25 protein-coding genes are annotated in these 23,374 nt (G+C 61.3%); 14 read left to right on the forward strand and 11 right to left on the reverse strand.

Annotation, left to right across the window (positions count from 1 at the left end; translation table 11 throughout):
• Positions 1 to 78: 78 nt before the first annotated feature.
• Both NFI08_RS22065 and NFI08_RS22070 read right to left on the reverse strand, forming a co-directional pair.
• On the reverse strand, positions 79 to 903 hold the full coding sequence (locus tag NFI08_RS22065; RefSeq protein ID WP_349591489.1) for a metal ABC transporter permease: 825 nt from the start codon (positions 901 to 903) through the stop codon (positions 79 to 81).
• 170 nt (positions 904 to 1,073) lie between these two features.
• The gene (locus NFI08_RS22070) at positions 1,074 to 1,670 is read right to left on the reverse strand and encodes a metal ABC transporter ATP-binding protein (protein WP_349591490.1); all 597 of its coding nucleotides are present in this window, start codon (positions 1,668 to 1,670) and stop codon (positions 1,074 to 1,076) included.
• Positions 1,671 to 1,892: 222 nt separating this feature from the next.
• Here NFI08_RS22070 and NFI08_RS22075 point away from each other — a divergent pair, with 222 nt between their 5' ends.
• Both NFI08_RS22075 and NFI08_RS22080 read left to right on the forward strand, forming a co-directional pair.
• Positions 1,893 to 2,816: a zinc ABC transporter substrate-binding protein gene (locus NFI08_RS22075; protein ID WP_502881146.1), complete on the forward strand. Its 924-nt coding sequence runs from the start codon at positions 1,893 to 1,895 to the stop codon at positions 2,814 to 2,816.
• Positions 2,817 to 2,890: 74 nt separating this feature from the next.
• Positions 2,891 to 3,622 (forward strand): ZinT family metal-binding protein, encoded by a 732-nt coding sequence (locus NFI08_RS22080; RefSeq protein WP_349591491.1) that lies wholly within the window; start codon positions 2,891 to 2,893, stop codon positions 3,620 to 3,622.
• 54 nt (positions 3,623 to 3,676) lie between these two features.
• Here NFI08_RS22080 and NFI08_RS22085 read toward each other — a convergent pair whose 3' ends face one another.
• Positions 3,677 to 4,168 (reverse strand): GAF domain-containing protein, encoded by a 492-nt coding sequence (locus NFI08_RS22085; protein ID WP_349591492.1) that lies wholly within the window; start codon positions 4,166 to 4,168, stop codon positions 3,677 to 3,679.
• Entirely contained in the window at positions 4,165 to 5,904 is a 1,740-nt protein-coding gene (locus NFI08_RS22090) for a gamma-glutamyltransferase family protein (protein ID WP_349591493.1), read from the reverse strand. The genes NFI08_RS22085 and NFI08_RS22090 overlap by 4 nt, the downstream gene beginning before the upstream one ends.
• Before the next feature lie 94 nt (positions 5,905 to 5,998).
• Here NFI08_RS22090 and NFI08_RS22095 point away from each other — a divergent pair, with 94 nt between their 5' ends.
• The 4 genes from NFI08_RS22095 (at position 5,999) to NFI08_RS22110 (ending at position 10,032) form a co-directional block, all read left to right on the forward strand.
• Positions 5,999 to 6,778: a GntR family transcriptional regulator gene (locus NFI08_RS22095; protein ID WP_349591494.1), complete on the forward strand. Its 780-nt coding sequence runs from the start codon at positions 5,999 to 6,001 to the stop codon at positions 6,776 to 6,778.
• Between the two features lie 69 nt (positions 6,779 to 6,847).
• The gene (locus tag NFI08_RS22100; protein ID WP_349591495.1) at positions 6,848 to 7,786 is read left to right on the forward strand and encodes a tripartite tricarboxylate transporter substrate binding protein; all 939 of its coding nucleotides are present in this window, start codon (positions 6,848 to 6,850) and stop codon (positions 7,784 to 7,786) included.
• Positions 7,783 to 8,415 (forward strand): hypothetical protein, encoded by a 633-nt coding sequence (locus NFI08_RS22105; protein ID WP_349591496.1) that lies wholly within the window; start codon positions 7,783 to 7,785, stop codon positions 8,413 to 8,415. The genes NFI08_RS22100 and NFI08_RS22105 overlap by 4 nt, the downstream gene beginning before the upstream one ends.
• A gap of 9 nt (positions 8,416 to 8,424) precedes the next feature.
• Entirely contained in the window at positions 8,425 to 10,032 is a 1,608-nt protein-coding gene (locus NFI08_RS22110; RefSeq protein WP_348814658.1) for a tripartite tricarboxylate transporter permease, read from the forward strand.
• Positions 10,033 to 10,260: 228 nt separating this feature from the next.
• On the opposite strand, the gene NFI08_RS22115 is transcribed toward NFI08_RS22110, so the two are convergent.
• The 4 genes from NFI08_RS22115 to NFI08_RS22130 form a co-directional block, all read right to left on the reverse strand.
• Entirely contained in the window at positions 10,261 to 11,490 is a 1,230-nt protein-coding gene (locus NFI08_RS22115) for a type II toxin-antitoxin system HipA family toxin (protein WP_349591497.1), read from the reverse strand.
• A complete protein-coding gene (locus tag NFI08_RS22120; protein ID WP_349591498.1) occupies positions 11,483 to 12,067 on the reverse strand; it encodes a helix-turn-helix domain-containing protein in 585 nt (194 codons plus the stop codon). Before NFI08_RS22120 ends, NFI08_RS22115 begins: the two co-directional genes overlap by 8 nt.
• Before the next feature lie 640 nt (positions 12,068 to 12,707).
• Entirely contained in the window at positions 12,708 to 12,911 is a 204-nt protein-coding gene (locus tag NFI08_RS22125) for a cold-shock protein (RefSeq protein WP_045993826.1), read from the reverse strand.
• 358 nt (positions 12,912 to 13,269) lie between these two features.
• Positions 13,270 to 14,067 carry an OBAP family protein gene (locus NFI08_RS22130; RefSeq protein WP_349591499.1) on the reverse strand — a complete coding sequence of 266 codons (798 nt, stop codon included), beginning with the start codon at positions 14,065 to 14,067 and terminating at the stop codon, positions 13,270 to 13,272.
• Positions 14,068 to 14,506: 439 nt separating this feature from the next.
• On the opposite strand from NFI08_RS22130, the gene NFI08_RS22135 reads away from it, so the two are divergent.
• Together NFI08_RS22135 and NFI08_RS22140 are read left to right on the forward strand one after the other, a co-directional pair.
• Positions 14,507 to 15,295: a CmcJ/NvfI family oxidoreductase gene (locus tag NFI08_RS22135; protein WP_349591500.1), complete on the forward strand. Its 789-nt coding sequence runs from the start codon at positions 14,507 to 14,509 to the stop codon at positions 15,293 to 15,295.
• 192 nt (positions 15,296 to 15,487) lie between these two features.
• Complete coding sequence (locus NFI08_RS22140) at positions 15,488 to 16,237, forward strand: 2OG-Fe(II) oxygenase family protein (protein ID WP_349591501.1); 750 nt, start codon at positions 15,488 to 15,490, stop codon at positions 16,235 to 16,237.
• Positions 16,238 to 16,375: 138 nt separating this feature from the next.
• Here NFI08_RS22140 and NFI08_RS22145 read toward each other — a convergent pair whose 3' ends face one another.
• A complete protein-coding gene (locus NFI08_RS22145) occupies positions 16,376 to 17,290 on the reverse strand; it encodes a LysR family transcriptional regulator (protein ID WP_349591502.1) in 915 nt (304 codons plus the stop codon).
• A 183-nt stretch (positions 17,291 to 17,473) separates the two neighbouring features.
• Here NFI08_RS22145 and NFI08_RS22150 point away from each other — a divergent pair, with 183 nt between their 5' ends.
• Positions 17,474 to 17,932: a YeeE/YedE family protein gene (locus NFI08_RS22150; protein WP_349591503.1), complete on the forward strand. Its 459-nt coding sequence runs from the start codon at positions 17,474 to 17,476 to the stop codon at positions 17,930 to 17,932.
• A complete protein-coding gene (locus tag NFI08_RS22155) occupies positions 17,929 to 18,342 on the forward strand; it encodes a DUF6691 family protein (protein WP_349591504.1) in 414 nt (137 codons plus the stop codon). The genes NFI08_RS22150 and NFI08_RS22155 overlap by 4 nt, the downstream gene beginning before the upstream one ends.
• Positions 18,343 to 18,591: 249 nt before the next feature.
• Here the strand turns inward: NFI08_RS22155 and NFI08_RS22160 are convergent, their stop codons facing one another.
• The gene (locus NFI08_RS22160) at positions 18,592 to 18,948 is read right to left on the reverse strand and encodes a nucleotide pyrophosphohydrolase (RefSeq protein ID WP_108448333.1); all 357 of its coding nucleotides are present in this window, start codon (positions 18,946 to 18,948) and stop codon (positions 18,592 to 18,594) included.
• 489 nt (positions 18,949 to 19,437) lie between these two features.
• On the opposite strand from NFI08_RS22160, the gene NFI08_RS22165 reads away from it, so the two are divergent.
• Positions 19,438 to 19,725, forward strand: a complete 288-nt coding sequence (locus NFI08_RS22165) for a CopG family ribbon-helix-helix protein (protein WP_045993814.1) — start codon at positions 19,438 to 19,440, stop codon at positions 19,723 to 19,725.
• A gap of 195 nt (positions 19,726 to 19,920) precedes the next feature.
• On the opposite strand, the gene NFI08_RS22170 is transcribed toward NFI08_RS22165, so the two are convergent.
• The gene (locus NFI08_RS22170) at positions 19,921 to 20,523 is read right to left on the reverse strand and encodes a hypothetical protein (protein WP_157033090.1); all 603 of its coding nucleotides are present in this window, start codon (positions 20,521 to 20,523) and stop codon (positions 19,921 to 19,923) included.
• A gap of 654 nt (positions 20,524 to 21,177) precedes the next feature.
• On the opposite strand from NFI08_RS22170, the gene NFI08_RS22175 reads away from it, so the two are divergent.
• The 3 genes from NFI08_RS22175 (at position 21,178) to NFI08_RS22185 (ending at position 23,364) form a co-directional block, all read left to right on the forward strand.
• Positions 21,178 to 21,435 (forward strand): type II toxin-antitoxin system Phd/YefM family antitoxin, encoded by a 258-nt coding sequence (locus NFI08_RS22175; RefSeq protein WP_045993813.1) that lies wholly within the window; start codon positions 21,178 to 21,180, stop codon positions 21,433 to 21,435.
• 122 nt (positions 21,436 to 21,557) lie between these two features.
• A complete protein-coding gene (locus NFI08_RS22180) occupies positions 21,558 to 21,854 on the forward strand; it encodes a type II toxin-antitoxin system VapC family toxin (RefSeq protein ID WP_204248971.1) in 297 nt (98 codons plus the stop codon).
• Positions 21,855 to 22,380: 526 nt separating this feature from the next.
• Positions 22,381 to 23,364 carry a DUF1852 domain-containing protein gene (locus NFI08_RS22185; protein ID WP_045993812.1) on the forward strand — a complete coding sequence of 328 codons (984 nt, stop codon included), beginning with the start codon at positions 22,381 to 22,383 and terminating at the stop codon, positions 23,362 to 23,364.
• The last annotated feature ends 10 nt before the right edge of the window (positions 23,365 to 23,374 follow it).

The following is a 23,374-nucleotide window of genomic DNA, read 5'->3' on the forward strand; positions in this document are numbered from 1 at the left end:
GGGACGCGCGACGAGGACACGCGGGTGGTCGCCCGCCTTCCTCTCTGCGCCCAAAGCAGCAACGCACGGGTCACCCGTTCAGGACGAGATATCGCTGGAAGACATTCTTGCGAGCCAGCGCCTGCCGAGATCCACCAGGCTACACAGGACAAACACCACAGCGGCGAGGCTGACGATGGTGGGACCGGTGGGCGTGTCGAGCCAGTAGGCCGCCTGAAGACCGCCGCTAGTAGACGCGGCTCCGATCACCGCGGCCACCAGCACCATGGCTTCCGGGGTGCGGCAGAAGGGTCTGGCGGCGGCGGCGGGAATGATCAGCAGTGCCGCGATCAGCAGTACCCCCACCACCTTGAGCGCCACCGCCACGACCACCGCCAGGGACAGTGTCAGCACAAGTTGCTCGCGCCCGGGATGGATGCCATTGGCCCGTGCCAGATCCGCGTCCAGGGTCGCCGTCAACAGTGACGACCAGCGCCACGCCACCAGCGCCATGACCAGCAAGGCGCCGCCAGCGATCAACACCAGATCCCCCTTGCCGACCGCCAGAATGTCACCGAACAGATATGCCATCAGGTCGATACGCACCCCGGACACGAAGGACACCGCCACCAGCCCGAAGGCCAGCGCCGAATGAGCCATGACCCCGAGCAAGGTATCCATGGCATAGCCCCGACCGCTGAGCAGTGAGACCAGGATCGCCATCAGCAACGACACCACCAGCACTCCGGCGAAGATCGAGGTCGACAGCAACAGCGACAGTGCCACACCAAGGATGGCGGCGTGCGCGGTGGCATCGCCGAAGTAGGCCATGCGGCGCCACACCACAAAACAGCCCAGGGGGGCGGCGGCCAATGCCACACCGATTCCGGAGAGCGCCGCACGCAGCATGAAGTCATCGAGCATCAGGCCGAGACCCCCAAGGAGCGGGCAGCGCCCACCTGCGCCAAGGCCGGGCCTGCGGCGCCTTTTTCGCGCAGATGCTCGTGGCGGTAGAAGGCGAGCGCGTCAGCGGTATCGGGGCCAAACAGCGCCTGATAGGCCGGGGACGCCAGCACGCGTTCGGGCGTGCCCTGTTAGCAGACGTGGCGATCGAGGCAGATCACCCGGTCCGAGGTGCGCATCACCACATGCAGCTCATGGCTGACCATCAGGATCGCGCAGCCCGTTTCGCGCCTCACCCGCTCGATCTGGCGGTAGAAATCCGCCGTACCCCGGTGGTCGAGGCCCTGGGTTGCCTCATCGAGCAGCAACAGGTCGGGCTTCTCGAGCAGGGCTCGCGCCAGCAGAACGCGCTGTCGCTGGCCGCCTGACAACGACAGCAACTGTTGCGAGCCCAGCTCAGGCACGCCGGCCTGCGCCAGGGCCTGCTGCACGGCTTCACGGGAACGTCGACGAGGCAGGTTGAGAAAGCGTGTGACTGTCATCGGCAGGGTCGGATCGATGGCCAGTCGCTGCGGTACATAGCCGATGGTGAGCCCGGGCCTTCGCACCAAACGTCCGCCAGCGGGCATCAACGCACCGATGATGGTACGCAAAAGCGTCGATTTGCCCGACCCGTTGGGGCCGACCAAGGTGACGATTTCGCCGCATTCGAGCTTGAGGTCTATGCCCTCGAGGATGGTCTGCCCTCCCAGGACGACCCGCAGATCATCGATCGACAATAGCGGCATGAACATTCTCCAGAGCCTTTCTCGATTCCGAAAACAATGTTATATCATAACAAAACATGCCACAATCACCCGCTCCGAGAACGCTCCAAGAGATCGATGACGATGCACACCTCGCTACGCCCCCTTCTCCTCCCTTGCCTGCTGCTTCCTGCGATGGCTGCCGCAGAGGTCCCCTCGGTGGCCGTGGATATTCCGCCGGTCCACAGCCTAGTGGAGCGCGTGATGGGAGACCTGGGGACGCCGCAACTGGTGATCCAGCCTGGGGCCTCTCCCCACGGCTACGCCATGCGTCCTTCCGAGGCGGAAGCACTGGCACAGGCCGACGTGGTGTTCTGGGTCAGCGATGGATTGACGCCCTGGCTTGCCAAGGCACGCCAGTCACTGGCGGCGGATGCGCAGCAGGTGGAGTTGATGGAAAGCGCCGGCACGCAGCGCCTTACCTATCGACAGGGCGCGACCTTCGAGGCCCACGATCATGATGAGCACCATGAGCACGAGGAGCATGAGGGCCACGGGCACCACGAAGAGCATGACGGCCACGAGCACGAGCACGACGCGCATGACGGCCACGAGCACGAGCAGCATGCCGGCCACGACCATCACGACCATCACGACCATTCAGGCTGGGACCCCCACGGCTGGCTGGACCCGGTCAACGCCCAGGCCTGGCTCGATGCCATCGCCACCTCACTGGCCGAACTCGATCCCGACAACGCCGACATCTATCGACACAACGCAGAGGAAGCCCGCAGCAAGCTCGACGACCTGATCGATGAACTGGAGACCCGCCTCCAGCAGGCCCAGGGTACTCGCTTCATCGTCTTCCACGATGCCTACCAGTACTTCGAGCGCCGCTTCGATGTGCCGGCGGCCGGGGCGATCTCCCTGGGGGATGCCTCGGACCCGAGCCCTGCGCGTATCCGAGAGATCCAGCAGCGTGTCGCCGATCTCGGCGTGCAGTGCGTCTTCCGAGAGCCCCAGTTCAACCCGGCGCTGGTGGACAGCGTCTTCGCAGGCACCGGGGTCGAGACGTCGCTGGTCATCGACCCACTGGGCGTCGACCTGCCGCTTGATACCGAGCTCTATCCCGCATTGCTGCGCCAACTGGCCGACGGCGTCACCCGCTGCGCCGCCGAGGCCGAGTGATGAAAGCCCTGTTCTTTCCAAGGCCTCCCCTGGGAGGCCACAACGCCCCACCGATCATCCCAAGGAGCAAGACGATGGACCCGATTCTGACCCGCCGCATGGCCGTCGCCGCAATCAGCGCCCTGACACTGGCGACCGCCCCCCTGGCCCTCGCACAAAGCGATTCCGCGGCCAGCGAAGCGCACGATCACGACCACGACCACGACCACGACCACGATCACGATCACGATCACGATCACGACCATCATGATCATGAGCATGATCACGCCAAGGACATCTACGCCGGCTATTTCGACGACGACCAGATCAAGGATCGGCCGCTGTCCGACTGGGAAGGCGACTGGCAGTCCGTCTACCCCTACCTGCTGGACGGCACCCTCGACGAAGTGTTCGCCCACAAGGCCGAACAGAGCGATGACAAGACCGCCGAGGAATACAAGGCGTACTACGAGATCGGCTACGAGACCGACGTCGACCGTATCGTCATCGATGGCTCTACCGTCTCCTTCCACGAAGATGGTCAGGTGCTCTCCGGCGAATACGCCTCCGACGGCTACGAAGTCCTGACCTACAAGGCCGGCAACCGTGGCGTTCGTTACATCTTCGAATACCAGGGTGAAGACGACAGCCTGCCGAACTACATCCAGTTCAGCGACCATGCCATCTACCCGACCGAGGCCGATCACTACCACCTGTACTGGGGTGACGACCGTGCGGCCCTGCTTGAAGAAGTCACCAACTGGCCGACCTACTACCCCTCCGAACTGGATGGCCAGGGTATCGTCGATGAAATGCTAGCCCACTAAGGCCCGAGACCCAGGCACAGAGAGACCAAAGCCCCTCAAACGAGGGGCTTTGTCTTATCGGTGAGTCGGTGCAAATGCCTGACTGCCCGCCCACTCCCGAATCGCGATGGCCGCCGCCAGTAGCTGTCCGGTGGCGGCCTCCTGCTCAGTGAAGCCGGGGCCATCACGCAGAAAGTTGAGAGTCCCCAGAACATTTTCTCCACGTACGATGGGTACGTTGAGCACGGCCTTGAGGCCGAGACCAAGGATGGTTCGATGGTCACCGAAGGCCCAGACGATGTCCTCCTCGCCGTAACCAAGGTTCACCCGTCGGTCGAGCAGCACCTTGCCGCCCCATTCGGTGTCGCGCTTGGGCTTGCGACCGCTTACCGGGTAGACGTCAGGTAGGGTGGAGTGGATTCGCTCGACCTCCATGCTGTCCCGGTGAAAGCGCATGGCAGTAAAGAGTCCGTTGGGAATCGCCTCGGCGCAGCGCTCGAGCGCCCTGTCGAACGGTGTGGCCGGATCGATGATGGCGACCAGGATATCGGCAAGACCTGGGTTCATGACGTCTCTCCCGGTTTGGCGGCACGGACCCCGATCGCCGAGTTGCCCGCGCGACGCGGGTCGGCCACGGCGACGCAGCCGTCGTTGTCGCCCCTGGGGTCGCCCCTGTTATCGTCCCTGTTTTCATCATTACGCATCGCCAGGCAAATGCCACCGGCCTTCCAGGTCAGTGCTGGCCAGGCCTCGAGCTTATGCCCGCGGGCGGCAAGTTGCTCGACCTGCTCGGCCGATAGATCCTGCTCGTAGAGCACCTGGTTGGGGTGCACGTCGTGGGGGGCGAAGCTGCCGGGAAAGGCATAGGTGGCCACCCGGGGCGCCCGTACCGCCTGTTCGGCAGACAGGCCCAGGTCGCGCATATTGAGCAGCACCTGGATCATCGCCTGCACCTGAACGTCCCCGCCGGGGGTGCCCATGGCAAGCCAGGGCTTGCCGTCCTTGAGCGCGAGGATCGGATTGGGAGTAAGGCGTGGCCGCTTGCCCGGGGCCAGAGCGTTGAGGTGGCCGGGGATCGAGCGCGACTGGGATCCGCGTGAAGACACCGACAGCCCCGTGCCGGGGATCACCACGGTGTCGTAGCTGGGATCACTGGGTGTTGCCGAGAAGATATTGCCGTCGGCATCGATGACGCTGACATGGGAGGTATCAGCGCAGCCCACGCGATAGACCGCCGGCTCGCCACTGCGACCTCCGGCGACAGCCGGCGCCGGCAAAGGATCCGAGCACTCGCCAATCGTCGCCAACCGCGCCTTGATAAAGTTCGGCTCGAGCAGCGCCTCAGGGGCGATCGCCATATAGTCGGGGTCGGTGACGTAGGCCTCGCGGTCAGCGAAGACACGCTTTAGCACCTCAAGCACGAAGTGCAGGTCCAGGCGTTCCTGCCCGCCCTGCGTTTTCACGCTGGCCGACCTGCCCGCCGCCTCGATCATCGCCAGCGTCTGTGCCATGGAGATCCCCTGGCACCAGGCACCGCAGCAGTGCACGTCAAGACCACGAAAGCGCACCGCGTGGGTGGCCTCGTCACGTACCTGATAGTTCGCCAGATCGTGCGCCGTCAAAAGGCCGCCGTTGGCGGCGTGGAAGGCGACGATGCGCTCGGCGATCGGCCCTTCATAGAAGGCCGCCCGGGCCGCCGCCAGCCCCGCCAGACGTCCACCGGGCGACGCCGCCTCGGCCTCGATCATCTGCTCGAGTGTCCAGGCCAGGTCGCGCTGGACAAACCGCTCGCCCACCTGCGGTGGCTTGCCCCCCGGCAGAAAGACTTCAGCCGTAGAGGCGAAACGCGCGTACTTCTCGACCCGAGAGGTGACAAAGTCGGCAAACAGTGGGTAGACCTCGAAGCCATCCCGGGCGGCGGCCAGGGCATCCTGGGCGACCTCGCCAAAACCCATGGTGCCCTTGTCCGCCAGCGCCTTGATCCAGCTTGCCGGCGCCGCCGGGATCACCGTTCGCAGGATGCCCTCGGGCACATGATCACCATGGTCGCGGTGCATCGCCTCGACATCCGCCGCCGCCGGCCAGCCGCCGACACCGTCCTGGCTGGTGACCTCGCCGGTTTGGGCATCGAACATGATGATCGGGGCGACCCCGGCGATGGAGACCAGGTCAGGCTGGACCACACCGAGCGCCAGGCCAGCGGCGACGCCGGCATCCACCGCATTGCCGCCCTGGCGCAGCACTCGCTCCGCCGCCCTGGTGGCGATCGGATGTCCACTGGCCACCGCCCACGTCTCGGTCATGGTGTTGTCCTTGTACAGTTGATCATCTTTTCACCATCGTCGCCCATTAACTACGTAGTTGACAATAGAAATAGACCATATCTATCTTAGTTGAATGCAAAAGACGACCACCACTCTGTCTCTCGCGCCGCTGGTGACCCAATGGCAGGCCGTCAACACCAAGCGCACCAAGTACCTGCGCCTGGCAGAGGCGTTGAGTGCCTGCATTCACGCCGGAGACTACCGTCCGGGTGATCAGCTGCCGAAGGAAACTGAGATCTGCGACGCTCTGCCGGTGGGTCTTTCCACCGTGCAGAAGGCGCTGGGTCAGCTGGTGGAAAAGGGCCTGATCGTGCGTCGACGCAAGCTCGGCAGCTTTATCACCGATGCCCGTCATCAGGTGCCGGAGGTACACGTCTATCGCTTCCATGACCCGGCCACCGGCGAGCTGATGATGCCCTACACCCGGGTGGTCGGGGTGCAGCGGGTCAGTACCTCGCAATACGGTGCCCTGCTTACCGGCTTCGACTGCGAGGAAGTGATGCGCGTCGATCGTCTGGTGTGGGTGACCGGGTCGCCACCGGCCTTCAGCGCCTTTTTCATGCGTCCCGAGGTCGCCGTCGAACTGCCAGACAGTAGCGAGGTACAGCACGGCGCCTCCTACCACCGACTGCTGTGGGAGCGCTTCGGGATCCGCACCGCCAGCGTCAGACACAGCGTCACGACAGAACTGTTGTCACGCCAGGCCTGCGAGCACCTGGATCTGGCGGCGCCCCACGTCGGTATGCTGTGGGACGCCTTCGAGTATGACAGCGAAGAACGGCTGCAGCTGGTGCAGCGCTTCGAGCTGCCCCGCGGCCATCGACCGATGGAACTGGTCGAGACCAAGCCCTGAAACGCAACGTTCGCCCTATCCCCAGGGCGGCACTCGAGCCACACAACCACAACAACACCGGAGAGTCCCATGAAACGCATTCTTCTTACCGCAGCCTCCACCCTCATGCTGGCAGGCCCGGCCCTGGCCGAGTGGAACCCGGACGGCCCCATCCGCCTGTGGATCGGCTATGGCGCCGGCGGGGGCACCGATGTCCAGGGCCGCACCCTGGCCAAGGAACTGGAAGCCACCCGGGGCTGGCAGGTGATCCCCGAGAACAAGGCCGGCGAGGACGGCACCGTGATGTCGGCGCAACTCAAGGGCGAAGCGCCCGACGGCCAGACGCTGGGCTTCGCGATCACCACCACCTACGACTTTGCGCCGATGAACAGCGACAACCTGTCGCCCGAAGACTTCACCTACATCACCACCACCGCCGGCTCGCAGATGGCGGTGCTGGCACGGGCCGACAGCGGCTGGCAGACCCTTGACGACCTTAGGGCCGCCGCGTCCGCAGGTGAGCCCATCGTCTGGGCCAACTGGGGCACCCAGGTCGAGGCCGGGGCAGAAATCGTGGCTCGCCAACTTGGCATCGAGGTCAACCACCTGCGCATGAAGGGCGGGCGTGGCACCCTGAACGCCCTGGTGTCGATGGATGCCAACGTGGGCTGGGGTGGCGGCGTACAGAAGCCGCTGGTCGAAGCCGGCCAGCTCAACATCCTGGCCTCCGCCGAGCAGGGACCGGTGGCCCTGGCGCCGGAAAAACCGACCCTCCAGGACCTGGGGATCGACCTCAATCTCGGTTATCAGTACATCATTACCGCCCCCGCCGGCATGGATGACGAAGTGCGTGACGAGATCGCCGAGGCCGTTGCAGAGATCCTCGCCGACCCCGAAAGCGAAACCCGCCAGTTCATTGAAAAGCAGTACCCACCGGCGCCGATCGTCACCCAGGGCGAGGCGCTGCGCGAACAGATCCTGACCACCTATGAGTCCAACGTGGCAATGATGCAGGAACTGGCCAAATGAGCGATGCCAGTCGCCAGGCCGCCCCAATCCGGGGCGGCCGCTGGAACCTGTGGCTTGGTATTGGCCTTTTGGGGTTCTGCCTTTTGTGCGTGACGCTGTGGTTCCCCCGGGATATCGGCAGCGGTTTTCTCGAACAGAACCTCACCGGACGTACCGTGCCAGGTGATGCCTTCTTTCCGGTGCTGCTGGTGGGCCTGATAGCCCTGCTGGCGAGCCTGTTGATCTTGAGCGAACTCCGTCATGGCGCCCGGCGCTCGCACCCGCCGTCCGCCGGCGAAGCGGTGGGACGCATCACCCCCGACAACCTCGCCTTCCTGCTGCGTGCCATCATCGTGACGGCCGTAAGCCTGCTGGCGATGAACGCAACCGGACCGCTGCTGGTCACGCTCACCAACGCCGTGGGTCTTACCGACTACAGCGGTTACCGTGCGGCTTCCGGCACCTTTCCCTTCGATATCTCCGGCTTTTTCGTCGGTGCCACCCTTTTGACCTGCGGCTATATCCACACCACCCGCCACCGACTGAGAGGGTGGGATGTGCTGGTGGCACTGGCCGCCGCCGGCGCCCTGGTGCTGCTGTTCGACGGACTGATCGACAACGTCCAGCTTCCTCCCAACGCCGACCTCTGAGGATTCCCCATGGAGCTGCTGCTGCAATACATCGGGCTCGGGGTCAGCTCGGTCTTTCACACCGCCGAGGGCGGACTCTGGCTGATGCCGCTGGCGATGACGCTGATCGGAGTGGTGGTCGGTATCCTGATCGGCGCCACACCGGGCATGTCCGGCCCCTTCGCCATGGCCATCGCCCTGCCGGTGCTGGTGTCGATCTTCGGCTACACCAACGAAGCGCTCTACCCGGTGCTGGGCTGCCTGGTGGGGATCATGAAGGGGGCCACGGTGGGCGGTGCAGTACCCGCGATACTGTTCAATACCCCGGGCACCCCCGACGCCTTTCTCACCACCCTGGACGGCCATCCCATGGCCCAGCGGGGCCAGGGCCGCAAGGCGGTACAGACCGCCCACTTCGCCTCGGTGATGGGCGACAACATCTCCGACCTGGTGCTGTTTATCGCCGCCCCGGTCATCGCCGTGGCGGTGGAGCGTGTCCTCGGGCTGCCCGAGAAGTCGGCCCTGATCATCCTGTCGCTGTGCTTCATGGCCGCGGTGGTAGGCCAGGCACCGCTCAAGGGGCTGATTGGCGGCCTGCTCGGCATGTTTCTGTCGCTGGTCGGCTCGACCCTGTCTGGCAACGGCCCGCGGCTGACCTTCGGCATCCCTGAACTCGGCGGCGGTCTACCACTGACCTCCGCCGTACTCGGCGTGCTGGTACTCTCCGAGGTGCTGATCAGCATCGAGGACATGCGTCGAGCCAGGCAGCACAACGCCGCCCCGCCCAAGCCGCCGCAAATGGGCCCGAAACTGCGCTGGCGAGAGCGCGGCGCCATGCTGCCGGCCATCCTGCGCGGCGCCGGTATCGGCACCATGATCGGCGCCCTGCCCGGTATCGGTACCACCACCGCCGCCACCCTGAGCTACGACACCGCCAAGCGTCGTTCGAAGACCCCGGATGAATTCGGCCACGGCACCCCGGACGGCGTGGTTGCCACCGAATCGGCGAATTCGGCGGTGTCCGGCGCCAACCTGATCCCGGTGATGAGCCTCGGTATCCCTGGCAACTTCGCCGCCGTCTTCATCATCCTGGCGGTCGAGACCATCGGCGACTTCGCCTTCGGCCCCCAGGTGTTTCGCTTCACCCCCATCCAGGAAATCGAAGGCTTCGGCACCCTGCTGAACAAGGACCTGGTGACCGCTTTCGGCATCTTCACCATGATGGTGCTGGCCAATGCCTTCAACTGGACCATCGGCGGCGTGCTGATGGGCCTGCTGGGCTACCTGGTGCGCATCCCCAAGGACGTGATGCTGCCGGTGATCCTGACCATCTCGCTGACCGCCGCCTATGTCCAGGACGGCGGCTATCTCGGCCTCGTCACCGCCTGCGTGTTCGCGCTGATCGGCTACGCCCTGCGAAGGCTCGAGATCTCGATTTTGCCCTTCGTCATCGGCTTCTTGCTCGCCCCCACCCTGGAAGGCCTGGTGCGCGGCGCCTTCACCGCCTCCGGCGGCGATCCCTTCTTCCTGCTGACCTCCCCCATCGCACTGGCAATGCTGGCCCTGTCGGTGTGGTTGCTGGTGCGGATGGTACGCCAATCGAAAAGAGAGCGACCCAGCCAGAGGGCCAGGACCTGATCAGGCTGTCGCAGCCCATGCCTCGAGCTCGCTGATAACGTTACGCACCCTTGCGTAAAGTTGCGTAAAACGTGACGCCCAATGTACGGAAGCGCTTGGATCGACATGGAACAGAGGCCGGAACAGGCGCCAGAGGCAATCTTTAGAGTTGCCCCCATTCGTCGGAGCCAGGGCTGGCCGGCATCCCGGGCACTCGTCAGCGCAAGACCCAAGCTGTGGCAGCCCGCACTATTGTGCAATCGGAAGAGTCTTTAGGTGAGCCTCGATCGCCTCTCGAACTTGCGATGTCATCGGAAGGTCAAGCTTTTCAGCCTGCCAATGCTGCTGAAACAGCGCGACGGTCTCCAAAGCCGTATCCCGAACCAGTTTTCCGGGAAGGGCAGCCTTGGCTGCCATATGCTTCAGTTCGTCAAAGGTCAGCTCGGAAAACGCGCGAGTCCGACTCACCCTGAGCCCCAGGTCATCACTCGGGATATAGGGAATCGTCGAGACCAGATCATAAGCAGGAGCGAGCGCGGCACGACGCCGGTCGGGGTAAATCAGCGACCAGTTTTTCAGATGCATATCGCCGTTTCCGATCAGCGCGCAGAACACCAGACGCCGCACGAACTCTACGATGTCCGCCTCACAGGTCTCGGCAGCCAGCACTTGGGCGATGTTGCGCATGGTCGCTTTCTGGTATTTTTGCTCGGCGTAGACACCGTAGACCTGCGCGAAATCTTCGATATGAACGGCGCTACCATCTGACAGCCTGTCAAAGCGTTCGATCACAAAGGCACGCTGTCCGACCTTGTCGATACCTTCAGGCAAATTGTCGATAGCGTCAGTGTCGACAAGATCGATCAGCGGGACATCTATCCCGACAAGACGCGCAAGCGTCATCATCGAATACTCGTTCTCAGGCACTGCGTTGAACTCTCGCGACGGGAGTTTCACGATCCAGGAACCGCCCACACCAGATGCGGGAATCGTCAGACCACCAGACGGTGCGAGAACCGCCGATAACTTTAGCTGAACGCCCGCGAGCGAAAACCGCAAGGCGCCCATGGAGGGAACTGAGCCGGCGTCAGCGGAACCATTTGCTCCACCGCCCGACGCCGACCACGCCTCGCCGTCGGCGAACCTGATAGTGACTGCGCCGGGCAGGTCGTGGCCGAGTGCCGACAGTAGATGAAATTCTCGCTCGGCGTTCACGCCAGCCTTTTCTGCAAGATAGGTGCGCAAATGCCCTTCCGGCAGAAGGTTGGAAAAAAATGGCATCACGCGCTTTTTATAAACGCGGAAGTCCGAAAGCAGTCCACCGAACTCGTCCTTGAAAGCGAGCCCCAGGGTCGGCCTGTCAGGGTCATCGATATAGCCATCATTGAAAGCGAAGATCGTCCGGTCGCCACCCACGTTGGTGAGCGTACCGATCGGCTCTCCGTAAAGTAGTACATCGAGCACAGAGACATCAGTCATCGCCCTCCTCCTCCAGCTGATAGGCCGGCCTGGGCGCACGCGACGTCGCTTGAGAAGCCGCGTGCCGGGCCAACTGAATGCGCAGGGTGGCGATGGCTTTCGCAGCGCCCTCGATCGCCTCCTGGCTGGCGGCAGGCTCAATCGACTCGACGGCGCATCGCACCTGTTGCACTACATCGGGGTCAAGCTGACTGTGGATCTGGGTGATCTCGCGGATACGGCGCTTGAGAGCATCGTAATTCCCCGTGGGCATCTGGGTAGCGATTACATCGACCTTGTCGCGCAGGCGCTGGAGCTCTCGCAGAGTTTCTCCGTTGGCGGGCGGCGTGTCGGCGACGCTACGAACAATCGATTGAACCGCCGGGATCGCCTTACGAGGAACGAGCATCAAATCCAGTTCCAAAGCGTGGGCGATCGACGAAAGACTCGAGACACGCAAGTCAACGCCATGGTTCTCGATCTTCGAGATATGCGACTGCGGCACGCCTGCAAGCTTGCTCAGCTCCCGCTGACTAAGCCCCTTGGCCTCCCGAGCGGCCTTGAGTCGTGCCGCCAGGTGCTCTACCCCGTAACTCATCGATTCGCCCTACCATCCCGACAGACATCAAATATATATAAAAATAGATCGGAAGGACCAATTGATCAATTTTTATAGATCACCAGTGACGTTCGTCTACGCCATGGTCGACGACAGCGCAGTGTCGGCGCGAGGCCCCGGACTGGACGCCAGAAAGAACGCAGCACGGGCTTCACCCACAAGGGGACGCGCCTCGCAGCGCTCTGCCAATGGTGCCAAGGCATCCAGTATCGGTCATGTACCGACAAGACTAGAAAGGTAAGTCCGGCAAGCCGAGTAGCGCGACAAGGGAGCGAAACAAAGCCGCCATGAGGTTAGAACCGAAACGGATCAAGGCGTTGAAGTGCGACACCAGGGAGATAAGGCAGACAAAAGAGATCCCGAGAATGGCATCAAGGTAAGGAAGAAAGCCTCTACTCTCCCTTGGCGTTCGACCGGGAAAAGTGGGCAAGGTAGCTGGGCTAGATGGCGGGGCTAGATAACCGGGCCAAGCGGCTTCGCAAGACAACCCGAGCATGCGGAGCCCGAAAAGAAGATCAAGGCCGACCACGCACGGCCAACACTTGCATTTTGCCCATACAAAAACGACAAGACCCGCCGAAGCGGGTCTTGTCATTCATCTAAGCTAGCTAACTAGAAGTTAGATAACCTTGATGTTAGAAGCCTGAAGGCCTTTCTTGCCCTGGGTCACGTCAAAAGAGACCTCTTGACCGTCCTGCAGGGACTTGAAACCTTCAGCCTTGATTTCGGAGAAGTGGGCGAACAGGTCGTCACCACCGTCGGCCGGAGAAATAAAGCCGAAACCTTTAGCGTCGTTGAACCACTTAACTGTGCCAGTTGCCATGATCGATTTCCTTAACGCAGAGCGTTGTCATTACAGTTTGCCGGGTGTCATCCCAGAAATATGGATATAACAAGGGGGATATTGCCAGGCTACCGAATGATTCGATCACTACTGAAATATACGACTTGCTAACCAACGAAAATCATCATCTCACGGCTCGCCGCGCTTTGTCAAACCTTTTTAAAGCATGGCAACAGAACTTTCGCACGTTGCGCTGCTGGTCCTCGGGACGGAGGCTGGCGTCGCTGACCTCCCCCGTTCCCACCAGAGACCCGCAGGGACGCTCGCGTTTCACCAAGCGAGCAACCCACCATCCGGAACCCGGCGGTACCGGTCCCAACCGGCAAAAACGACGACATCACTCGCTGGACTTGGCTTCCACACCAGGGATGGGCTGGGTTGACCTGGGAAATTCTCCTTTCAACACATCAACACCCGACTGGGGATTGGCCAGCGGCACCAGATCTTGCCTGGCCTGACGCCGCTCCTCTGTGTCGATCCCCATACGCTGGTCTCGATCTTCGACCAGGCCCGGCTGCGGCTCTCCGGTACGATTAAAGGACCAAGCCAGATTGGGCTTACCCAGTGGCAAGGCCTGGTCTTCTTCATCGCTGTGTGAAGTGCTCCATGTGTGCCACGTCTTGCCATAGCTGTTCATCTTGGATTGCATCAGCTCATGATCGGCACTTTCAGGCAGGTTGGGGGCGACCAATTGGCCAGACAGAATCTCCCCGTTATGGGGATGCCAATATTGCTTCTCTTCTTCAGGCAGGCTCTCAAAAACGCTTTCGGATATGATGTATTCCACCCCGGTGAGGTGGGCATCCGCGGTATTTCCATCGTAAAGAGCACACTGCATGAAGTCCTCATTGACTTGCTGGCAGAAGTGATGCGCTTCGAATTGATGGCTTGGCTCATCCTTCATGGGATGGAAGCCAACAAGATAGATATTGAGCTGATCCGTCGGTGCGTCGGTCTGCAGTGCACTGGCTCCTGCCTCCAGCACATTGGTCTTGGTGCTTTCTGGCTGTCCGGGCACGTCGGCTGCAGGGCCCGTCTCGGCCATACCGGTACAGCCGTTTAGAACGACGACACACAGAGCCGCTGACGCACCGCGATAAAACACTGGAGTTCCAGGCACACGCTTATCTTTCATGACCATTCCCTTGGCACGATGAATATCACGCTCACCCATCGCACAATCTGACAGATGCGCCTGGATGACGTCTTTGCAATAGCATCACGACTATACAAGCCGCCCCTTATCTACATCAACACGCCGAATGCCAACTCTATAAGACGTCAGTCTTGCTCTTGGCGGCTCTCCCAGCCTTTGTTTATCAGTTACTTAGCGATTTCTTGGGATGGAAATAAGGACGGAGACGGAGACAACATGCGGAAGCCACGGACACTTGTCAGCCGCCGATTATTGCCAGTCGTGCAATAAAAAATTGCAGACAGGCGCCTTTTTTGTGTCTGCACCAATGCACTAAGCTCGCCAACCAGCCTCTTGGACTCGCCACAGCACAGGCGGTCGGCCCAAGTGCATGTCAGTGCTCATCCTCTGACGACTCATCGTGAAGGAGGTCTCGATCATGTCAGCGCCCATCCTTACCCGCTTGGCGTTCGTCAATTATCAGCTCGATCGCCCGGAAGGTCTGCAGATCAAGGTGGACCCGGACGGCGAGACCGGTCGGCGCATTGAGCCGAAGCATGATCGCCAAAGCGTCAGCTTGCAGGATCTGCGCGCTACTCCGCCAAGCTTCGCGTCCCAGGGCCTGCTGTTTCTCGATACGCCCGAGCTTGCCGTGGATGTGCGCGACGCCAAGGCGCGCGACCGCCTGCACACGCCAACCATCGAGGCATTGCTCAAGCAACAACTCGGTGTCAGTGAGGTGCATGTGTTCGACCACACCTTGCGTGGCTTCGAAGGTGAACGCGTGCCGGCGCAGCATGTGCATGTCGACTACTCGCCACGCTCTGGCCCGCAGCGCGTGCGCGATCTGCTGCCGCCCGAGCAGGCCGAGCAGTGGCTGAGCGGCCACTACGGCATCGTCAATGTCTGGCAGCCCGTCGAGCAGGCCGTCGCGCGTGACCCGCTGGCATTCGCCGATACCCAAAGCGTGCACCACGAGGACTGGGTCAACATCGACATCCTCTATCCGGATCGCTGCGGCCAGATCCAGGGTCTCGTCCACAATCCAGATCACCGCTGGTACTTCGTCTCGCACATGCGCCCCGACGAAGCCATCGTCTTCAATGCCTTCGACAGCGCCGGCAAGCCACCGGTCGCGCATACCGCGGCCGAGCTGCTCGACACGCCCGAAGATGCGCCGACACGCACCAGCCTGGAGACGCGGGTATTGGTCCGCTATCCCGACTGAGGTGGATCGGCCGTTGGTGGCTGCTGAGTTCCACGGTCAACATGGCGGATACCGGGCCCATCCAGGTAGCTGACTATTTCTCCTCGGTACCGACACTCACCGCCAGTTGACGGTCATCCAGGCCTTCCTCCCGGCAGGTCTGGCTGTCGCCACGTTTTCGCCTCACATTCTTTGTCATTCAGGAGCTTTGCCATGAGCTTGTCATTCCATGTCGTCAGCCACGAACGCGGCTTCTCCCCCATGCCCCTGCCCATCTGGACGGACAACGGCGACGTGTCTGACCTCTTCGAAGCCGACGCGACGCCAGAGGTTGTCCGTCAGGAGGTCGAGGGTGTCCCCGGCGCCTTCCAGCTACTCAATGTGCTGACACCTGCCGAGGCCGACAACTTCGTTGCCGTTCTGGAGGACATGGGCTTCGAGGAAGATGCGCCCGTCTCCCTGCCGCGCTCGGTGCGCCACAATCACAACGTCAACTGGGTCGTCAGTGAAGCGGTCGATCAGGTCATCTGGCAGCGCTCGGCGCCGCGGGTCACCGAGCAGATCCAGGGCGAGGGAGCCAAAGGCATCAATGCGCGCTTTCGTGTCTATCGCTACGAGGCCGGCGACTTCTTCAAGCCGCACACCGATGGCGCCTGGCCGGGCAGTCGCGTCATCAATGGCGAGGTCGTCCAGGACGCCTATCCGGGCCTGATGAGCCAGTACACCTTCCTCATCTTCTTAAGCGATGGCTACATTGGCGGGCGCACCGAGTTTCTGGTCAGCCGCCGTGATCCCGACAAGCCGGCTCAGTCGCGGGACGATATCCAGACGGTCTCGGTCTCCACGCCCAAGGGTGGCGTACTGTGCTTCCCGCATGGCTCGCATCCGCAGCACTGCGTGCACGCCAGCGAGCCGATCCGCGACGGAGCCAAGTACATAATCCGCAGCGATATCCTCTACTGAAGGCTCTCAGATGAGCACCATCTGATAAACACCGCCTGATGAGTATCGTCCAAGCAGTCGCGACGTGCGCACAGGGCCCGATCTCCCTTTAGATCGGGCCCTTCGTATATCTGGACGGCGGACAGCGCTCACGGCTGGCTAGTGACAGGACAGCCGCTCGCGGCGGGCCAGCAAGAAGTCGATCCAGGCGCGCACGCGCGGATTATGCTGATTCTCGCGCGCGTAGACGACATGGATACCGGTGTCGAAATCCGATGAGGTGACCTGATAGTCCTCCAGCACCGGCATCAGGCGGCCGCTTGCCAGCTCTTCCCGTATGGCCCAGAGCGGTTGTACCACGACGCCGGCGGCGCCCAGCGCCGCCTGGGTGAGAATGTCGGCATTGTTGGTGCGCAACGCACGGGCCCGCACCGAGATACGATGCTCACGATCCCCTTGCACCAATCGCCAGTGATGATTGGCGGTGGTATAGCTGAAGGTCAGCAGACGGTGCTGCTCCAGGTCTTCCGGCCGATGGATCGGGGGCTGGGCCGCGAGGTAAGACGGCGCGGCGGCCAGCACGAAGCGCTGGTCACTGATGTGCCGCGCGATCAGGCTCGAATCTTCCAGGTGACCGATGCGCAGGGCCACGTCGAAGTGGTCCTCGATCAGATCCACACGCTGGTCGCTGCTGACGATATCCAGCGCCACCTCGGGATAGCGCTGCATGAACTCGCTCACCAGCGGCGCCAGATAGAGGCGTGAATAGCGCCACGGCACCGAGATACGCAGCGGCCCCGCGACTCGCTCACTCAGCGTCTCGAGCTCATCCTCCAGTTGTTCCACCTCGGCCAGAATGGCGCGAAAGTGGATCAGGGCACGCTCTCCAGCGGGCGACAGCCGCACATGGCGAGTGGTGCGCACCAGCAGCGGCTCGCCCAGCTGGCGCTCCAGATGATTGACATGACGCGTCGCCGTGGAACTGGCGATATCCAGCTCCCGAGCCGCCACATTGAAGCTCTGATGCTCCGCCACCTTGAGAAAGGTGCGCAGGCGTTGAGTCAGTTCGTTCATGGTGCTCCTGCGAATCCTCCGCGTCCTTGTCGCATGCCCCACAGGTCAGCCGGCTGGCCAATCACCTGACCAGTAGACTCGGCAGTCGGTGGGCGAAGTCGCCTGGCGATGACGGTTGGCGATGGTCGGGCACGAGCATATCATCGTCGCAACGCTGGATGGCCGAAAGGGAGAACGAATGACATGGACATCATGAACAGCATGAAAGGACTCGCCGGCGGCGTCCTGATCGGCCTCTCGGCAGTGATGCTGATGGCCTTTCTGGGACGTATCGCGGGTATCAGTGGTATCACGCGGGGAGCGCTTCTGGAATCAGGCCCGGACCACCGCTGGCGCATTGCCTTCGTGCTCGGGTTGATCAGCGGCCCGCTGCTCCTTGTGCTGTTCAATCTTGACTGGGGCAATGTGGCCGAGCGCTCAGATGCGCTGATCGGCGATCCCACCAGCGGGGGCCTGAGCATGATGTTCGCAGGCCTGCTGGTAGGCGTGGGAACCGGCATCGGGGGCGGCTGTACCAGTGGCCACGGCGTCTGCGGTATCGCTCGTCTTTCACCCCGCTCGCTGGTGGCCACTGCGGTGTTCGTGGCCGTCGCCATGCTGACGGTCTTCGTGAGCCAACACCTGCTGGGAGAGTCACCATGAAAGCGATCATCGGCTTCATCACCGGCCTGGTCTTCAGCCTCGGGCTGACACTCAGCGGCATGACCGATCCCGCGCGTGTCGTCGGCTTTCTCGACGTGGCCGGTGACTGGGACCCCACACTGATTTTCGTACTGGGCGGTGCCGTCATCACCACCTTCATCGGTTATCGCCTCGTCTGGCGGCGTGGCGCTCCCCTGCTGGGCGAGCGGTTTCAACTACCCAGGCGTCGCGATATCGATGGCCGCCTGCTGCTCGGCGCGGCCCTGTTCGGTGTTGGCTGGGGCCTGAGTGGTTACTGCCCCGGGCCTGCCATCGTCTCCAGCAGCGCCATGAGTCTGCCATTGGCGGGTTTTCTGCTGACGATGCTACTGGGCTGGTGGCTGGCCACACGCCTGACGCGCGGTCACTGATCCGAGTGCCACGCTTCGCCCAGCAAACGCCGGCCATCCGGCCGGCGTCACAACGGCGTCACACGGGATATTGTGCGGCAGCTGGTTTATTTATCACTCTGAAAACGGAATAAAAGACCGCTTTTAGCAGATAACTTAAACCTAAGCCGAGTCTCTGGCCCTGCTTGAGGCCAAAATCAGCCGAAGGAAGCTTGAGGGACGAGGCCAGGCAGAAGGCCTCTGCAGGAAAAAAGACGGGAAAACATCACGTCAATCCTGATAGTGCGTGTACTTTTTCGCACTTCCCTTCACTTTCTCGGCCGGATATTTCTCCGCATTCTTCTCCATCTTCGTCCGGCACGCCGCTTCGATATCCACGTCCAGCTTGCCTGCCAGCCGGATCAGGTAGAGCTGAACATCGGCAATTTCATCGCGCACGGCGGCCAGTTGCTGCTCATCCAGCTCCCTGGACTGCGCCTCGGTCAGCCACTGGAAGCACTCCTGCAGTTCAGCTGCCTCCACCGTCAGCGCCATGGCCAGGTTCTTGGGTGAGTGGAACTGATCCCAGTCACGCTCGGTGGCGAACTGGTCCATAGCGTCACGAAGCTGCTTGAACGGGTCTGACATCTGGTACTCACCTGATTCTGCGGTATCGGATAGCGCTGAGCATGCCTGCTCTGCCGCTCGCTATCCAGCCAGCACCAACAAAGGCGACCTCTCGGCTGTCGACTCGCTCACAGCACGAAGAGGAATTCGCCGATGCCAGTCAGGTCCCCGACCTTCTCACTCTGATACAGCTTGATCGTGAAGCTGCCGGCGTGGTCCAGGTCCTCAATGACGCTATGCTGCACCACAACGACCTTGCCTTGTCGTGTGTGGCCAGGTTTGGCGCGGAACAGACACCAGGCGCCGTTGGGGATGCGCCCTCACCGCACAAACGATGGTCTATCTACCATTGAGTAAGAACAGCGTGATATCCAGAGCCTGACGTGTGTCTCGAATAGTCGGTGCGATTCAGTACCGGTGGTGTACCTGGGCAGGGAAGATGCGAGTGGATGCATGGCATACTTCCCGTGCTATCCCGTGGTCACCGTGTAACACATGAGGATGTGTGTCATGAGCGATGCTACCTTCACCTTTCGGGTCGATGAGGGCCTGAAAGCAGAATTTGCCAGTGCAGCCAAGGCACACGATCGTACCGGGGCACAGCTTCTACGCGACTTTATGCGCAACTACGTAGCCCAGCAGCAGGAAGCGCAGGACTATGATGCCTGGCTGATGTCCAAGGTGGAGCAATCACGAGCCTCGGCAGAAGCTGGTGATCTAATACCTGCTGCCGATGTGGAAGCCAGGTTTGCTGCCCGTCGTGCGTCTACCCGTGCTCGTCTGGCGAAGCCGAATTGATGGAGCTGGCCTGGACGCCAGAGGCGATGCAGGATCGTGACGACATTTACGATTACATAGCGCCAGAGAATCCGCTGGCAGCCTTAAGTTGTATGAACTGTTTTCAGAGAAGGCGGCACAGCTGGCAGGCCCCCTGGCAGCAGACTGCCTGGCGGTGCTCCGCGAGCTGGTTGTTCACCCCAGCTATATGTTGCTCTATGACGTTGTGGGGATGCAGGTGCGGATACTGGGTGTAGTGCACACAGCTCGCCAGTGGCCGCCTTCACTGGGATAAAAAGATTCTTCGTCACTTCGTGTGGATTTGACCTGATCCAGCATGCGCCACACAGGGCTGCCGATCAGGTAGGTCATGGCGATGAAAGTGGCCCCGTTCCGGTTGGGGTCTCCGGCGGCACTCTGCACGGCATATCCGAAGAGAGCATTGTCGAGAAGTTTGCTGAGTTCATCTGCGATACAGGCCCGAAGGTCACTGCCGGCGGCTCTCACCTCATCAAGTAGCTCGGGGCGGCCATCCACGAGATTGAAGATGTCCTCGATGTCGTGGCCCGATAAAGGATCGTCCTCACCCCGCCCCTTGTAGGCTTCAAGCTTGGCGGCAACGAAAAGCGGTGGTGCGACCACGCGGATGGAAAGACCCCCACCTAGGGAGATGGGCTGTGCCGTTTCCCGTGCCCGGGGATACCAGTGATTGCTGAAGCCGAGCACGTCGTCATGGTCCGGCATCAGATCGACGCGCAACACCTGCGTATTCCGCACCATCCATAGGATCGCCCGGCCGATCATTCTGGCGTAGCTCATTCTAGGTGTCAGGCTCAGAGTATGAACGCTGGCCGAAAGTCCCCGGTGCCCGATACTAGTAAAGCGAATATCGCGATGGTTGCTGGTCAGATCCCATCTCAGGGCCGTAGGGCTTACCAATTCGGCAGCTGTACCGGCTGGCGGTCGCATCTTATGACGCCGACTCGCTTCAGAGTTCGGTCAAATGCGGGGATCTATCTAGATGGAGACTACGCTGGGCAGTGGGCGCTCGCATGGAGCTCGAAGCCCATTCACTAAAGGAAGCGGCGTTGAAACGATGTCCGTGGACAGCCAAGCATCGGGAATTCCCGTGGTGCGAGAACAATGTCAATTCCAGACAGCACAACCAACAAGCAAGTGGGAGGGCGGTGGTGGGCCCAGCAGGACATGACCCCACGACCACGGGATTGTGAATTTGCCGCCCACGCGCTATGCATTGAAAAATCAAGCGTAGCCAAGCGAAATCCAAAAAACCACAAAGCACTTGTCTTTCAGCAGTTTAGTGAAGATTGGCGAAACAGGAGAGATCTGATGAATGCCCCCTACTGTACCGCCCAGTTGCTACTGTCACGATAGCCTGCCATCCGCTCATGAACCGCCCTTCACTCGTGTAGCAACATACCTACATTAGTCGCTCGTATAGGAGGTGCCATCATGACCATCACAACCCTATCCAGTCGAGAACTTAACCAGGACGTTACCCGCGCAAAGAAGGCGGCCAAGAGCGGCCCAGTGTTCATCACAGATCGCGGCAAGCCTGCTCATGTGCTGTTGAGCATCGAGGAATACCAGCGGCTTATAAGGCAACGACGCAACATTGCTGATTCTCTGGCTATGCCAGACGTTTCGGCGGATATCGAGTTTGAACCGCCGCGTGTGACCATTGGCACACAGTCCGCTGATTTCTCATGATGTATGTTCTCGACACTAACGTCGTGTCCGAACTACGAAAAGTTCGGGCTGGCAAAGCTGACCCGAACGTTGCGACATGGACTGAAAGTGTCGATGCCGCCTAGCTTTTTGTGTCCACCATCATGGAACTTGAGCTTGGGGTGTTGTCGATTGAGCGCAAGGACGCTACCCAGGGGGCCGTGCTGCGCTCATGGCTGGAGCAACAGGTACTGCCGGAGTTCTCGGGGCGAACATTGCCAGTCGATGCAGCTGTAGCGCAACGCTGCGCCCGGCTACACGTCCCCGACAAGCGCGGCGAACGTGACGCGCTCATCGCGGCAACGGCCCTTGTTCATGGCATGACGGTAGTCACTTGCAATGTGGCCGACTTCGAGCCTACAGGAGTGACCACCCTCAATCCGTGGGAGGCGATGCAATGAAAGATCAAATACAGACAAGAAGATGCTATTCAAGGTGAGCTACTCGAAGGGGTGTTCGAGGTGATAACTCATATTCGGTCCGCACAAGAGCCGGAATCGCCGGAAAGTGAGACCCTTGAAAGCCGGTGACCTTCCCAGGTTCCGCGCCTTCCTCGATTACGCGAAGGCGGGGCTTTCCCCTTCGCCGATCACCTTGCGTGTCGTCGTCACGGCCTCGGTAGCGACCGAATCACCGACAGGCGGTCGCCGGGCGGTAGCGGCCCGGCATCAAAATGAATAGAATTGATGTTGATGATGAAAATCTTCAGTTTGTCTCATAATAGATTTCCCTCAATAATCTTCTCACTCGCTCAAGGGTGATGCCGGCCAGGCACCGATTCACCGGCATCATCGTCCGCTTCCGTCGTACACCGGCGCGAGTTCAGCTTCCGCCTTGGAAGCGCCAGCGGGACCATATCGATCAAGGGCCGCGAGGTCTCCGCGGTCTACCGGCTTCACCTTCCAGCAGACAGAGTGGCACCTCACGATGACCAACGACTTTGCATTTTCCGTCAAGAGCGTGCGTTTCGACGAACACTATCAGCCGTCGAACAGCACTCGTATCACCACCAACTTCGCCAATCTTGCCCGCGGGGAGAAGCGCAAGGACAACCTGCGCAACACCCTTCGCATGATCGACAATCGCTTCAATGCCCTGGCGGACTGGGACAATCCCACAGGTGACCGCTACAGGGTGGAGTTGGACATCATATCGGTCGAGATGGCCATCGACGCGAGCAATAGCGCTGGTGCGCTACCACTTATCGAGATCCTCAAGACTCAGATCGTCGACCAGAAGACGGGCGAACGTATCGAGGGCATCGCAGGCAACAACTTCTCGTCCTACGTGCGCGACTACGACTTCAGCCTGGTCCTCAAGCAACACAATCAAAACCGCGAGACGTTCAGCGTTCCCGAGAACTTTGGCGACCTGCACGGCAAGCTGTTCAAGGCCTTCTTGAACTCGGAGGCCTACAGGGCGCACTTCCACAAGGCTCCCGTCATCTGCATCAGCGTATCGAGCACTAAGACCTACCACCGCACCGAGAACCAGCACCCGGTGCTGGGCGTGGAGTACCTCCAGGAAGCGCATTCATTGACCGATGAGTACTTCCGCAAGATGGGCATGAAGGTGCGCTACTTCATGCCCCCGGGCAGCGTCGCGCCCCTGGCCTTCTACTTCAGCGGGGACTTGCTGGGCGACTACACCAACCTGGAACTGATCAGCACCATCAGCACCATGGACACCTTCCAGAAGATCTATCGCCCGGAGATCTACAACGCCAACTCCGTCGCCGGCAAGTCGTACCAGCCAAGCCTGCAACAACAGGACTACTCCCTGACCCGGATCGTCTACGACAGGGAAGAGCGCAGCCGGCTGGCGACCGAGCAAGGGAAATTTGTGGAGCAGAGCTTTATCAAACCCTATGGCGCGGTGCTCGAACAATGGTCCGCCAACGCCACACTCTGATTCACCCAAG

The sequence above is a fragment of the Halomonas sp. EF61 genome (assembly GCF_040147045.1).
In the GTDB taxonomy this organism is placed as follows: Bacteria; Pseudomonadota; Gammaproteobacteria; order Pseudomonadales; family Halomonadaceae; genus Halomonas; species Halomonas litopenaei.